General features: G+C 35.6%; 16 protein-coding genes. 11 read left to right on the top strand and 5 right to left on the bottom strand.

The annotated features are described in order from the left end of the window. Nucleotides 1–99 precede the first annotated feature (99 nt). Nucleotides 100–858: an SDR family oxidoreductase gene (locus HNQ94_RS02700; protein ID WP_174494344.1), complete on the top strand. Its 759-nt coding sequence runs from the start codon at nt 100–102 to the stop codon at nt 856–858. Between the two features lie 147 nt (nt 859–1,005). After that, a complete protein-coding gene (gene ald, locus HNQ94_RS02695; protein WP_174494345.1) occupies nt 1,006–2,124 on the top strand; it encodes an alanine dehydrogenase in 1,119 nt (372 codons plus the stop codon). A 43-nt stretch (nt 2,125–2,167) separates the two neighbouring features. Here ald and HNQ94_RS02690 read toward each other — a convergent pair whose 3' ends face one another. Continuing rightward, nucleotides 2,168–3,265: a M24 family metallopeptidase gene (locus tag HNQ94_RS02690; RefSeq protein WP_174494346.1), complete on the bottom strand. Its 1,098-nt coding sequence runs from the start codon at nt 3,263–3,265 to the stop codon at nt 2,168–2,170. A gap of 170 nt (nt 3,266–3,435) precedes the next feature. Here HNQ94_RS02690 and HNQ94_RS02685 point away from each other — a divergent pair, with 170 nt between their 5' ends. The 8 genes from HNQ94_RS02685 to HNQ94_RS02650 all read left to right on the top strand — a co-directional run bounded on the left by HNQ94_RS02685 (nt 3,436) and on the right by HNQ94_RS02650 (nt 10,069). Then, entirely contained in the window at nt 3,436–3,951 is a 516-nt protein-coding gene (locus HNQ94_RS02685; protein ID WP_174494347.1) for a DUF4178 domain-containing protein, read from the top strand. A 13-nt stretch (nt 3,952–3,964) separates the two neighbouring features. Further along, nucleotides 3,965–4,636: a PspA/IM30 family protein gene (locus tag HNQ94_RS02680; protein ID WP_174494348.1), complete on the top strand. Its 672-nt coding sequence runs from the start codon at nt 3,965–3,967 to the stop codon at nt 4,634–4,636. Nucleotides 4,637–4,710: 74 nt separating this feature from the next. Then, nucleotides 4,711–5,349 carry a DUF4247 domain-containing protein gene (locus HNQ94_RS02675; RefSeq protein ID WP_174494349.1) on the top strand — a complete coding sequence of 213 codons (639 nt, stop codon included), beginning with the start codon at nt 4,711–4,713 and terminating at the stop codon, nt 5,347–5,349. 15 nt (nt 5,350–5,364) lie between these two features. Beyond that, nucleotides 5,365–5,760 (top strand): DUF350 domain-containing protein, encoded by a 396-nt coding sequence (locus tag HNQ94_RS02670; RefSeq protein WP_174494350.1) that lies wholly within the window; start codon nt 5,365–5,367, stop codon nt 5,758–5,760. A gap of 153 nt (nt 5,761–5,913) precedes the next feature. Then, nucleotides 5,914–7,464: a polyamine aminopropyltransferase gene (locus HNQ94_RS02665; RefSeq protein WP_174494733.1), complete on the top strand. Its 1,551-nt coding sequence runs from the start codon at nt 5,914–5,916 to the stop codon at nt 7,462–7,464. A 73-nt stretch (nt 7,465–7,537) separates the two neighbouring features. Further along, the gene (locus tag HNQ94_RS02660) at nt 7,538–8,218 is read left to right on the top strand and encodes a metal-dependent hydrolase (RefSeq protein WP_174494351.1); all 681 of its coding nucleotides are present in this window, start codon (nt 7,538–7,540) and stop codon (nt 8,216–8,218) included. A 189-nt stretch (nt 8,219–8,407) separates the two neighbouring features. Further along, nucleotides 8,408–8,653, top strand: a complete 246-nt coding sequence (locus HNQ94_RS02655; protein WP_174494352.1) for a hypothetical protein — start codon at nt 8,408–8,410, stop codon at nt 8,651–8,653. Nucleotides 8,654–8,758: 105 nt separating this feature from the next. Further along, nucleotides 8,759–10,069, top strand: coding sequence for a DRTGG domain-containing protein (locus HNQ94_RS02650; protein WP_174494353.1), 1,311 nt, complete (start codon nt 8,759–8,761; stop codon nt 10,067–10,069). Between the two features lie 102 nt (nt 10,070–10,171). Here HNQ94_RS02650 and HNQ94_RS02645 read toward each other — a convergent pair whose 3' ends face one another. Continuing rightward, complete coding sequence (locus tag HNQ94_RS02645) at nt 10,172–10,468, bottom strand: YtpI family protein (protein WP_174494354.1); 297 nt, start codon at nt 10,466–10,468, stop codon at nt 10,172–10,174. A gap of 147 nt (nt 10,469–10,615) precedes the next feature. On the opposite strand from HNQ94_RS02645, the gene HNQ94_RS02640 reads away from it, so the two are divergent. Further along, nucleotides 10,616–11,575, top strand: coding sequence for a DHH family phosphoesterase (locus tag HNQ94_RS02640; RefSeq protein ID WP_376697722.1), 960 nt, complete (start codon nt 10,616–10,618; stop codon nt 11,573–11,575). A 40-nt stretch (nt 11,576–11,615) separates the two neighbouring features. On the opposite strand, the gene HNQ94_RS02635 is transcribed toward HNQ94_RS02640, so the two are convergent. From HNQ94_RS02635 to ytrH, 3 genes are all read right to left on the bottom strand, one after another. Then, nucleotides 11,616–11,798 (bottom strand): YtzJ family protein, encoded by a 183-nt coding sequence (locus tag HNQ94_RS02635; RefSeq protein WP_174494355.1) that lies wholly within the window; start codon nt 11,796–11,798, stop codon nt 11,616–11,618. Between the two features lie 114 nt (nt 11,799–11,912). After that, nucleotides 11,913–12,419, bottom strand: coding sequence for a sporulation membrane protein YtrI (gene ytrI / locus HNQ94_RS02630; protein WP_174494356.1), 507 nt, complete (start codon nt 12,417–12,419; stop codon nt 11,913–11,915). Next, nucleotides 12,419–12,751: a sporulation membrane protein YtrH gene (ytrH, locus tag HNQ94_RS02625; RefSeq protein WP_174494357.1), complete on the bottom strand. Its 333-nt coding sequence runs from the start codon at nt 12,749–12,751 to the stop codon at nt 12,419–12,421. The genes ytrI and ytrH overlap by 1 nt, the downstream gene beginning before the upstream one ends. Nucleotides 12,752–12,800 lie beyond the last annotated feature (49 nt).

The raw sequence follows: 12,800 nt of genomic DNA, 5'->3' as shown, positions 1-12,800 counted from the left end.
GTTTAAAATCTATTATGCTTTTGCTATTTTTACTTGTCATGATAAAATTTAAGCAAAAGAATGTCTTGTTATACCGTGTTAGCTTGGAGGTTAACAATAATGAAACATGCAATCGTAACAGCTGGAACAAAAGGATTAGGTAAAAAAGTAACGGAGTTGTTTTTGAAAAAAGGCTATTCTGTCACAGCTACATACAGAAGTGATCGAAAAAAGGCGGATATGCTAAAAGAAGAATTGTCTGACTATCATGAGCACCTACAATTAATCCAAGTAGATGTACAAAAAGAAAAAGACTTAAAGATGTTAGTGGAAAAAGCCTATACTAAATTCGGTCGCATTGATTTTTTAATTAATAACGCAGGTCCTTATATTTTTGAAAGAAAGAAAATGGTTGATTATAGTTATGAAGAGTGGGATAGGATGATTCGGGGGAACCTGGATAGTGTTTTCCTGCTGTTGAAATTAGTTATACCAAAGATGAGAGAGCAACAGTTTGGTAGAATTGTTAATTATGGATTTCAAGGAGCTGATGATGCACCAGGATGGATTTATCGTTCTGCATTTGCCGCAGCAAAGTCTGGCCTTGTCTCGTTAACAAAAAGTGTTGCTATTGAAGAGGCAGCGTTTGGTATTACTTCAAACATGGTTTGCCCGGGAAATATTGTCGGGGAAATGAAGGAAGCAACTATTGCTCATAGTCGAAAGTTTAATGATGAGCAAACACCTATAGGTAGGTCAGGGACTGGTGAGGATATCGCAAGAATGGTCTTGTTTTTATGTGAAGAATCTTCCGATATGATAACGGGATCTGTCATAGATATCACAGGGGGATTAGATGTGATACATCGTCATCAATGAGAAATTTTTTAAGAAAATTCTAACAATGTAAATGCTTACATTTTTTCGTGCAGAAACCTATCTTTTTTTATTTTGTAGTGGTATATTAATGTCGCTTATATATTTATAATTCATATACATAGCTTTTTTGTAGAAGGAGGAAACAACGTGAAAATAGGAGTACCAAAGGAAATAAAAAATAATGAAAATAGAGTAGCTATAACCCCTGCAGGTGTTATTTCACTTACAAAGGCTGGGCATGAAGTATACGTTGAGACGAATGCAGGTGTTGGATCAGGATTTACTGATGAACAATACACAGAAGCGGGTGCTTTTATTTCTCCAACGGCAAAAGACGTTTGGAGTAAAGAGATGGTCATGAAAGTAAAGGAGCCATTACCAGAGGAATATGGTTATTTTTATGAAGGACTTATTTTGTTTACATATTTACATTTAGCGGCTGAGCCGTCTTTAACAAAGGCGCTTATTGATAAAAAGGTGATCGGTATTGCTTATGAGACTGTACAATTACCGAATCGTTCTTTACCACTTTTAACTCCTATGAGTGAGGTAGCAGGAAGAATGGCATCCCAAATTGGTGCACAATTTTTGGAAAAATCAAAAGGTGGTCTAGGAATTTTGTTAGGTGGAATTCCTGGAGTACGCCGTGGAAAAGTAACAATTATTGGTGGAGGAGTTGTTGGTACAAACGCAGCCAAAATTGCTATGGGACTTGGAGCAGATGTGACAATAGTTGATTTAAGTCCAGATAGACTACGCGAATTAGATGATATTTTCGGCTCTTCTATTAATACGTTAATGTCAAATCCTTTAAATATAGCAGACGCTGTTAAAGAGTCTGATTTAGTGATAGGTGCAGTACTTATTCCAGGAGCAAAAGCACCAAAACTGATTACAGAAGATATGGTTAAGTCAATGAAACCTGGCTCTGTTATCGTAGATGTTGCTATTGATCAGGGTGGAATTGTTGCTACATCAGATCGTATCACAACACATGATGATCCTACGTACGAGAAATTTGGGGTACTTCATTATGCAGTAGCTAATATGCCTGGAGCAGTGCCAAGAACGTCAACAATCGGTCTGACGAATGTTACTGTACCTTATGCATTACAATTAGCGAACAAGGGGTATAAGCAAGCTTGTTTAGATAATGAATCCTTGAAAAAGGGTATTAATACGTTAGATGGTTATGTAACATATGAGGCAGTAGCTGAGGCTCATCAATTAGATTACTCTGATGTGAATGAATTATTAAACAAATAAACAGAAAAAGAGGCCGAAATTATTTTTCGGCCTCTTTTTCCTTTTACGAGATAATTTGTAATTCCTTTGGAAAGGAAGTTAATATTTCTGGTCCATTCTTCGTCATAAAAATATCATCCTCTATTCTTACACCACCAACCCCTGGAATATATATACCGGGCTCAATGGTAAAGCACATTCCTTCCTTTAGTGGAACTGTATTTGCTCCATGCATAGAAGGATATTCGTGAACATCAATACCGAGTCCATGTCCGATCCTGTGCGTAAAGTATTTACCATACCCTGCATCTGTTATTATTTGGCGAGCTGTTTGGTCAATTTGCCCAATTTGAACACCAATCTGTGAAGCTTGTATAGCCGCTACTTGTGCAGATAAAACCGTTTCATAAACTTTCTTTTGATCTTGTGAAATGGTTTGGTAAGCTACAGTTCTTGTAATGTCTGAACAATATCCATCATAAATTACTCCTAGGTCAAATAACACAAAATCGCCTGGGTTTAGTTGTTTAGTACCTGGATTCCCATGTGGGGATGCTGTTTTTTCTCCAGTTAGTACGAGAGTCGAGAAAGACATCTCCCTTATCCCTTCTCGTTTCAGAGAATATTCGATATGAGCAAGAATTTCCATTTCCGAAGCTCCATCTTGTAATGCTTCTATTCCTTTTTCTACCCCAAAATCGGCTAAAACTGCAGCTTTTTTCAAAATGGCGTATTCCTTTTTATCCTTGACTACCCGCATATCATTCATCAAATTACTGACGTCTAACACCTTACTACCCGGGATAACAGAAGATAACTGGTCGTACCTTTCTAACGTAAAATGTCCTTTTTCAACGCCGATAGAAAAAATGTTCCGTTTTGTTTTATGTAAATAATCTTGGAAGAGGGACCATGGGTTTGTTTGGTCATCATAAGTTAACATTTCTCCAGCCCATCCAGTTGCCTTCGCATCTTCCTTCTCCATTTCGGGTAAAATGAGGAGTGGCGCACCAAGCTGATCGACAAAAATGGCCACAAGTCTTTCGTGAGGTTCTGTAAGATATCCAGAATAATAATAGATGTTCGCTTTAGATGTCATAAAAATACTTTCCACATTTAGTTCCTTCATTTTATCGATTAGCAGATTTAATCTATTCGTCATTCTAAATCACTCCTTATAGATGACTTTACCAATTATTATTTGAAAAAGAAAGCAGGTAAAGAATAAAAGGAATAATATAGAAGTTATAGAAAGATTATTATTAGGTGAAACTTTTACAAATTTCAATACGTACATATTAACAGGACGATTGTAAAAAGAGGTGAGAATAGTTGGGTTTGTTTTCTAAACTTTTTGGTAATAAGAAATCAGAAGTAGAGGAAGAAATTAAAGAGCGCACCGTACTATCCATAGAAGTCGGGGATATTATTACGTACGACCTAATCGATTATGAAGTTGTTGGAAAAATAATGTATAAAGATCATGGGTACGAATGGTCTGCTTATCAATTGCTTGAAGGAAAAAAAACAGTTTGGTTATCTGCAGAAATGGATGATGAGTTAGAATTAGGAATCTATAGATCTATCTCTATTCCTTTAGCAGAGCCCTTTCCTAAAAAAGTGGATTATGAAGGTACAACATACTACTTAGAAGAAGAAGGAAACGCACAAGTATTTGGACAAGGAAGAAGTCAGCAAATAAATGGAAGAACAGTCCATTATGCTGATTACAGTGATGATGGAGAAGAACAGTTTTTAAGTGTAGAGGCATGGGGAAATGAAGTAGAAGTAAGTATTGGTTATTCAATAGAAGAATTTGAAATTAAAATAATCGCGGGTTCAAAATAAAGGAGGAAATGAAATGTTTAAGTTTTTTAAGCGTGTAAAAACGGTAGTAGGTTCAGAATTAAATGCGATGTTAGACAAGGCTGAAGATCCAGTAAAAATGTTGGACCAATTTATGCGGGATATGGAAAGAGACATTCGTGAAGCGGAAAGTGCAGTGGCAAAACAAATTGCTAACGAAAAGATGCTCAAAAGAAAGTATGATGATGCACAAGCTATTGTAGATAAGAGACAAACTCAGGCAGAACGAGCGATTGAAGCCGGTGATGAGGACCTAGCTAGAAGAGCACTAGAAGATAAGAAAAATTATGAGCAGCAAGCTACTTTACTTAAAGAATCTTGGGATGTAGCTGTAAAGGATTCCACATCATTACGTACGAAACTTGATGAAATGAAAGCAGAATATCAAGATATGAAAATTAAGAAGGATACATTAAAGGCCCGAGCAGAATCAGCTAAAACGAGAACAAAAATGAATAGAACGATGTCATCTATTGGAAATGATGAAGCAAAACAAGGATTTGAGAGAATGGAAGAAAAGGTGTTCAGATATGAAGCTGAGGCTGAAACGAGCGAGGATTTATCTTATCAAACACGCTCTCTAGATGATGAGTTTGATAAACTAGAAAAAAGCAGTGGTGTAGATGATGAATTAGCTGCTTTAAAGAAAAAGTTAGGGAAAGAGTAAAAAAAGAATACCAATAGTGAGGGACAGAGTCAGAATAGCTGTCCCTTCTACTAGGTGAGGAAGGAGGGTGAGTATTGAAATTACGGTCGGTTTTTATGTTAGTATCTTTTTTATTACTCCTTTCAGGCTGTGGTTCCATTGGGGATAGAGGAATGACAGCAAGTGTAGCCATTGATGAAATTTCAAAAGAGGAAGTAAAGTCAGCAATAGAAACAGGCAATTATTCCTCCATAAAAACTTTACTTGATGATAATTTTTCTTTAGTAGATGTTGTTTCAGAGGGCAATAATGAACAATCATACATTTATGCAACGAGACAATTCGGATTAGAAGAACTTTCTCCATTAATAGAAAGAGGAATGAAAGCTGAACAAGTGAGCGACATACAAGAAAACAAACAAATATTTATTTATTCGAATTACATATTGACGTTACAAGAAGACCAAGAAGATCCAGAACTATTGTTATTGGAATTAGCATCAACGGAGTTTGTTCGTAATCATTACACACCAAACTATTTCAGTGGATTTTTTGCTTTATGGTTACTTGACGATGTGTTAGATGTGGATGACTGGGGTAAGAAAAGAACGCAAGCTTGTAAACAAGGGAATTGCTATGGCGGTTATTATAATACTGATAAATACCGTTCTGGTGATATCGGGTCCTTACGTGGTTCCACAACACGTGGTGGTGGACCAGGAACAGGAAAATAAAAGGAGGTAAAATGAATGGAACCGTTTCTTTATACGTTTTTATATTTTATAGTAGCAATTGTAGTGGTTGTTATTGGACTTGTGATTTTTGAGGTTGTTACAACGAAATACAAGGATTGGCATGAAATTAATCAAGGTAATACAGCGGTAGCTCTATCAATAGCAGGAAAGGTAATTGGAATATGTATTATTTTATCCTTTGCCATATATCATAGTATTGAATTAGTGGAAACACTGATTTGGGGAGCATATGGAGTACTTCTCCAGCTAGTAGCCTATTTCATATTTGAAGGGATTACAAGAAAGTTTTCCGTTGAAAAGCAACTAAAAGAGGGTAATGTGGCTGTTGGTATTGTATCCATGGCCGTATCTATCGGTCTTGCTTTTGTCATTGGGGCATCTATTACATAATTAGGGAGTTTTCAAGGGATGAAATCAAGGTGTAAGGCTGCGAAAGCATAGTTCTTTCTAAATAGTGTTGGAATACAAGTAAAAAGACACCCTTGTTGTACCACTGGTATGGCAAGGGTTTTCGTAATGATTGATGCTAAATACGGAGTGATGATGTTGCAGATGACGGCAGAAAATAAAAGTAAAATGATTTACTGGGCCTCAGGAATTGTCTCCATTTGTGGAATTATTTTTGAAGTTTTGTTTGGTGCATTAGGTTCCTACATACTAGGTGACGGTGTAAAGCAGTATACATTAACGATATCAATATTTTTGACGGGCATGGGAATTGGTGCTAGTTTCAGTGAAAGAATTACGAAAAATTTAATTTTATCTTTTGTCTGGATTGAATTTTTAGTAGCGATTATTGGTGGTTTCTCTAGCTTTACTATGTTTGGTATTACCGCATTTTTACCAGGTGGATCGGATGCATTATTTTTATATATGGTGACGTTTATTATAGGGGCATTAACTGGTGTGGAGTTACCTGTTCTAATCCGTAAAGCAAATGATTTAGGAGTCGCCTTAAATAAAAGTACAGCAAGAGTTTTATTTTCAGATTATGCAGGTGGTTTAATAGGTGGGCTATTGTTTGTTTTCCTATTAAGACCTGAATTTGGAATGGTTAAAACTGCTTTTTTTGTAGGCCTGATTAATTTATCTGTTGCTCTCTTTATACTATGGATGTTTCGAGAAGAAATTAAAGGCTGGAAAAAACACGGGTTTGCTGGGATAAGTATTGGAGTTGTTTTAATTGGTGGGTTATTTTTTGGAGAAGAGCTAGCATTTTCCTTTGAACAAAAAATGTACCGGGACCCTATCATTTATATGGATGAATCAAAATATCAAAAAATTGTTCTAACAAAGGACCAAGGAGATACAAGACTATTTTTAAATGGGGGATTACAATTTAGTTCAACCGATGAATATAGGTATCACGAAGTATTGGTGCACCCTGTCATGTCTCAAGTGGATAGCCACGATCAGATTTTAGTTCTTGGTGGTGGGGACGGATTAGTTGTTCGTGAGCTACTTAAATATAATGACATCCAAAACATAACATTGGTCGATTTAGATCCGGCAGTTGTAAATCTTGCAAAAAATAATCATCATTTGTTAAATTTAAATGAAAATGCTTTAAGTCACGACAAAGTTCATATTATTCACCAGGATGCTTTTCAATTTTTAGAAAGTACCACAAGACAATACGATGTCATTATTGTAGACTTACCGGATCCGAATAATGAGGGGCTAAATAAGCTATATACATGGGAATTTTACTCGCTCATTCGTAATCGCTTAGAGCCTACAGGTGCTACCATGGTACAAGCTACTAGCCCAGTGTTTGCCCCAAAGGTTTATTGGACCATTTCTAAAACAATAGAATCTACTGGAATGAAAGTAGAAAATTTCCATGTGGACATTCCGAGCTTTGGTAATTGGGGATTTGTAATGGCTGGAAGGAATCCAGTTCGAACAGAAGAACTGGTAGTGGAAGTAGAGACAAAGTTTTTAACTTCTGAAATGATTATAGGTTTAACGAAGTTTGGCAAAGATGAAGATAGCTATATAGAAGAAAAAGGAAACTTACTCGTACTTAAACCGAATACGCTTATTGATCCTCATTTAATCCAAAAGTATGAAGATGCATGGAATAACTATTAATCGGGTAAAGGGATGTATAACGATTTTATTGAATTATAAAGTTAGTAAAATGTGAAAAAGGAGAGATGAAAAAATGAAGGTTTCTTATCACGGTCATTCCATTGTTATGGTGAAAACAGAAGGGAAAACAATCTTAATTGATCCTTTTATTACAGGTAACGAACTATGTGATTTAAAAGCGGACGAAGTATCAACTGATGTTATCTTATTAACTCACGGACATAATGATCATGTTGGGGATACAGTTGAAATAGCAAAAAGAAACAATGCACTAGTTGTAGCACCAGTTGAGCTAGCAAATTATTTAGGATCTAAAGGAGTAGAAACACACCCAATAAATTTAGGTGGAAGCTATCGTTTTGATTTTGGAGAGGTGAAATTAACGAAAGCCTTTCATAGTTCTAGCTATACAGATGAAAATAATCAAATTATTTATACTGGAATGCCAGCTGGAATTCTTTTGAAATCAGCAGGTAAAACCATTTATCATGCAGGGGACACCGGTTTATTTTCTGATTTAAAACTTATCGGAGAAATGAATGAAATTGATCTAGCATTTCTTCCAATTGGCGATAACTTTACGATGGGGCCAGAAGATGCATCAATTGCAGCGGAATGGGTTCGTGCAAAACAAGTTGTACCCGTACACTATAATACGTTCCCTGTCATCAAACAGGATCCAAATGAATTTGTAAGTAAATTAAAGCCTGGTTTAGGGAAAGTGATGAATCCAGGTGATGAACTAACTCTTTAGTAACCTACTATAAACAAAGTCGTAACATCAACAAAAGGTAGACTTAACAATCTTATAGAAGTAAATGTATCCTCTTGTCTATTGGACAAGGGGATTTTTTTAGAGTTTCTCCTCATGTAATTTCCTTCGTAGGACATGGTTTCCCTGTCCAATGCATAAATATGAAGTAAAACAATCGGAGGGGATAGGATGAACACAAATGCTTTGTTTAAAATACTATTTGCATTTTTCTTACTTTATTTAGCTTTACCGGCAATAGGAGGTGCACAATCACCAATGAGTTCGTTATTTTGGGTATGCTGGCTTGCCTTTTTTGTTCTTGTAATTGGTGCTAATGTCGGAAACTTATTAAATATAAAAACAAATAGTTCAGTAGAGAAAGTAAAGAAAAGAACGAATTCAACTATAGGTAAAACACCTTCTTCTGGTATATAAGATAAGCAGCCTTCGTGTTACATACCTATTTCATCATTGATTTGGTCTCCTATACATCGTTATAATAAAGCTAGAATGTATATGATGAAAGATTGGTGAGCGATTGTGGCTACAAAACACGAACAAATTTTAGCACACATAGAATCTCTGCCTATTGGTAGTAAAATCTCCGTACGACAAGTAGCAAAAACTCTAAATGTAAGTGAAGGAACTGCATATAGAGCGATAAAGGAAGCAGAAAATATTGGCTTTGTCAGTACGATTGAACGTGTGGGTACTATACGTATTGAGAAAAAAAAGAAGGAAAATATTGAACAATTAACCTTTGCAGAAATTTTAAATATTGTAGATGGACAAGTATTAGGTGGACGAGAAGGACTACATAAAACATTAAATAAATTTGTCATTGGTGCTATGCAGCTAGAAGCGATGATGCGATATACAGAGGCCGATTCCTTATTAATTGTTGGGAATAGGGTGAAAGCGCAAAAGCTTGCATTACTAGCTGGAGCAGCTGTTTTAATTACCGGGGGCTTTGATACGGATGAAGAAGTAAAGAGGATTGCGAACGAAAATAAACTACCGATCATCTCAACTACATACGATACCTTTACAGTAGCTGCCATGATTAATCGTGCCATTTATGATCAATTGATAAAAAAAGAAATTATCATTGTTGATGACATTTTTACACCTTTAGAACGTACATTTTTCTTGAAATCGACGGATCTCGTTAGCAAATGGTATGAATTAAATGAAAAGACAAACCATAGTCGCTATCCAGTAGTAGATGAATATGAAAAGGTAGTAGGAATGGTGACCTCCAAAGACGTTATTGGCAAAGATCAGTTATTACCTATAAACAAGGTGATGACACGAAACCCAATGACCGTCCAAACAAATACGTCTCTTGCCAATGCTGCGCATACGATGGTTTGGGAAGGGATTGAACTATTACCTGTTGTCGATGCCCAGTATCGCTTCCAAGGGGTGATAACAAGACAGGATGTTATTAAAGGTCTGCAACAGCTACAACGTCAACCACAAGTAGGTGAAACAATTGAGGATATTGTTTCCAATCAAATGGAATGGGATGAAGAAGAAACAGAAACTACTTATTACTCGGAAGTAACACCACAAATGACCAATCATCTTGGAACCCTATCATATGGAGTTTTTACTTCCTTTGTCACGGAATCGGCAAAGAGATTACTAAGACAATATAAAAAAGGAGATTTGGTTGTAGAAAACTTATCTATCTATTTCATGAAACCAGTTCAACTAGGTAGCATGTTAAAAATTAAACCAAATCCACTTGAAGTTGGAAGGAAGTTCACAAAGCTAGATGTTGAAGTGTATTCAGATGATGCGCTTGTAGGCAAAGCTCTGTTAATGGCACAGTTTATTGACCGATAACAATGAGGAGTCACCACAAGGATTTAGTTAGCGGCAAGAATATGTCGTTCAATCAAACTAGGACTGCAAAAAATCCCTTGTTGGATCAACAAGGGATTTTTTTTACTCTGTTACTACACTATTTTGTACTTCTTTACGGAAAAACTTATATAGTTTAAAACCATATTGCGCTTGCATAACGCCAATAAGTAAGAAAACAATACCGATAAATAAGGCAAGACTCGTTTCATAAAACAAATATTGGTTAATGCCAAAAAAGAATATAAATATACCTAGAGCTATTCTTGCTTTAGCATTTGTTAGTTGCATCAAAATTGGTTCTTTAAGCGTTAAGATCTTTACTTTGAAGTATATATACATAACTATGGCTAGAACTATAATAATAGGGAAAATGATCATATTCACAACTCCTTCATAACTTTGCCTATGTAATAGATATATTAGAGACTGCCATTACATTGTAACGGTTTGAAAGATATTTTGCTACCTCGATGTTTTGTGATATTTTTAAGAGAAGAAAAAAAGAAATGAAAAAGTGAGGCGTACATGAAGATGACCGAAAAAGAAATTATATCTACTATTAAACAGTTTGATACCATCATCATACATAGACATGTTCGACCAGACCCTGATGCATATGGTTCGCAAATAGGTTTAGCACACTTAATTAAGGAAAATTATCCTGATAAAAAAGTTCTTGTTACAGGAGAAGAAGAGCGATCCCTGCGTTTTTTAGCAACTTTAGATCAAATTGAAGATTCTACTTATGAAGATGCACTAGTCATTGTATGTGATACAGCAAACCAGGAAAGAGTTTGTGACCAGAGGTATACAAAAGGGAAAATGGTAATTAAAATTGATCACCATCCGAACCATGATCCATATGGGGATATAAACTGGGTTGATACAGGGGCGTCATCTACTAGTGAAATGATTTATGAATTATACTTAGCTGGAAATGCCAACGAAAAATGGCGTTTAACCGATGAGGCAGCTAGATTGATTTATGCTGGGATAGTTGGGGACACAGGAAGGTTTTTATTTCCTAGTGCTACGACTAAAACGTTTCAATATGCTTCTGAACTAGTGAAATATGATTTTGATCGAACACTTTTATATAACAATTTGTACAATACGAAACACCGGATTGCAAGATTAAAAGGATACGTGTTACAGCATTTTTCGGTATCCGAAAATGGTTTTAGCACGATAAAAATTACGAAAGAGATACTGGAAGAATACGGGATTAGCCCATCAGAGACTTCACAGCTTGTAGGGATTTTAGGAGATATTGAAGGTGTTATAGCTTGGGTATTCTTTATTGAAGAGACGGACGTTATTCGGGTACGATTACGTTCGAAAGGTCCAATTATTAATGATATTGCAGCAAGGTATAATGGTGGAGGGCATCCTATGGCGTCTGGCGCCTCTGTATACACATGGGAAGAAGCTGACGAGGTTATAAAAGATTTAGAAGAGGTATGTAAAATATTTCAAGAAATATAACAATAAAAGTCTGGTTCTTAGCCAGACTTTTCAACTTTTCCTACTTGTTAGGTATAAACCAACAGCCAACATCTGTTTGGTCTAAAATAATATCTAAATCATACTTTGAAACATTTCTCTCTATAAGACGGATGAGTTCTTCGGTTTCTGCATAAGCGGAGTAACCATTCATTAATTGCTGCATTTTTTCTTCTACTAGTTTACTTTGACTTAAGACAAACATACTACTCACCCTCTCTTTTGTTATTATTTTCTTATCTTTATTTTACCCGTATTTCCATCTTTAATAAATGAAATCTAATAAATTTTCAAAAAAATTTCAAAAATTATATTGTATTTAAGTGCTGGACATGGTAATTTTTACTGATATAGACATTTTGGTGCTAATAATTAGTTCCCTTATTTCGGCTTCATAAGCAAAATCGTCAATCTTGAACGTTTTATTTTCGACTGATGTATATATGAGGGATTTATTCTCCATAACACTTTCTATACTATTCCCGGTCAAACTTGAAAGTTCTTCCTTTATTTTAGATATTAATTCATGCTCAATAAACCGATCTAGTCGAAGTTGTTTGGCATTTGTCAGCTGAACTTGGATGTCCTGTATTGTTAACTTTTGTTTGTTTTTTTCATTTAGCTCCTCTTTGTCCTCCGATAATATTCTATTGGTATTTTCCAATGATTCCACTTTTGAATGCAATTGAATGTTTTCTTCAATCCACTTTTCTGTTAACTCACCATTTATATAGATAAATACAAGGTATGAGATGATGAAGCCAACAATAATACCGACGAAGAAATATTGAAATCCTCTTCTTTTGTAATAGGGTGGAATATGCATTACGTAATTTCCTCCTGAACAAACCATTCAATCATTAACAGTGCTGTTTGAACCCCTGCCATTGCCGATATAATAAAGGCAAATTGCTTTACGAAATTGATTGTCTCTCCGTCAAAAATACCCCTTTCTAGATTCGCAAAGGCATCAAATGTACCACCAATAGCGGCAACAATTGCCCACATTCGTAGACTTTTAGCCAAACGTGTAATTACAGTTAGTGGAGGTTCTCCTACAATAAATGCCCCAATGCTTCCGATAAAGGAACCACCTGCTAAAACACCAAAAGCAATAAAATAGCATTGTATTAGTGATGGGATAAACTTTTCTTCCATACAGCTCCTCATCCCCTACTTTTCTTTTTCTTCGTATATCATTATATTT

Origin of the sequence: Salirhabdus euzebyi, assembly GCF_014207435.1 — a bacterium.
GTDB lineage: Bacteria > Bacillota > Bacilli > Bacillales > Alkalibacillaceae > Salirhabdus > Salirhabdus euzebyi.
This window is presented reverse-complemented; position numbering and strand designations above follow the sequence as displayed.

Coding starts and splice junctions, on each gene's coding strand:
- HNQ94_RS02700 (WP_174494344.1), top strand. CDS start 100: ATGAAACATGCAATCGTAACAGCTGGAACAAAAGGATTAGGTAAAAAA.
- HNQ94_RS02690 (WP_174494346.1), bottom strand. CDS start 3,265: ATGACGAATAGATTAAATCTGCTAATCGATAAAATGAAGGAACTAAAT.
- HNQ94_RS02680 (WP_174494348.1), top strand. CDS start 3,965: ATGTTTAAGTTTTTTAAGCGTGTAAAAACGGTAGTAGGTTCAGAATTA.
- HNQ94_RS02670 (WP_174494350.1), top strand. CDS start 5,365: ATGGAACCGTTTCTTTATACGTTTTTATATTTTATAGTAGCAATTGTA.
- HNQ94_RS02665 (WP_174494733.1), top strand. CDS start 5,914: ATGTTGCAGATGACGGCAGAAAATAAAAGTAAAATGATTTACTGGGCC.
- HNQ94_RS02660 (WP_174494351.1), top strand. CDS start 7,538: ATGAAGGTTTCTTATCACGGTCATTCCATTGTTATGGTGAAAACAGAA.
- HNQ94_RS02655 (WP_174494352.1), top strand. CDS start 8,408: ATGAACACAAATGCTTTGTTTAAAATACTATTTGCATTTTTCTTACTT.
- HNQ94_RS02645 (WP_174494354.1), bottom strand. CDS start 10,468: ATGATCATTTTCCCTATTATTATAGTTCTAGCCATAGTTATGTATATA.
- HNQ94_RS02640 (WP_376697722.1), top strand. CDS start 10,616: ATGAAGATGACCGAAAAAGAAATTATATCTACTATTAAACAGTTTGAT.
- HNQ94_RS02635 (WP_174494355.1), bottom strand. CDS start 11,798: ATGTTTGTCTTAAGTCAAAGTAAACTAGTAGAAGAAAAAATGCAGCAA.
- ytrI (WP_174494356.1), bottom strand. CDS start 12,419: ATGCATATTCCACCCTATTACAAAAGAAGAGGATTTCAATATTTCTTC.
- ytrH (WP_174494357.1), bottom strand. CDS start 12,751: ATGGAAGAAAAGTTTATCCCATCACTAATACAATGCTATTTTATTGCT.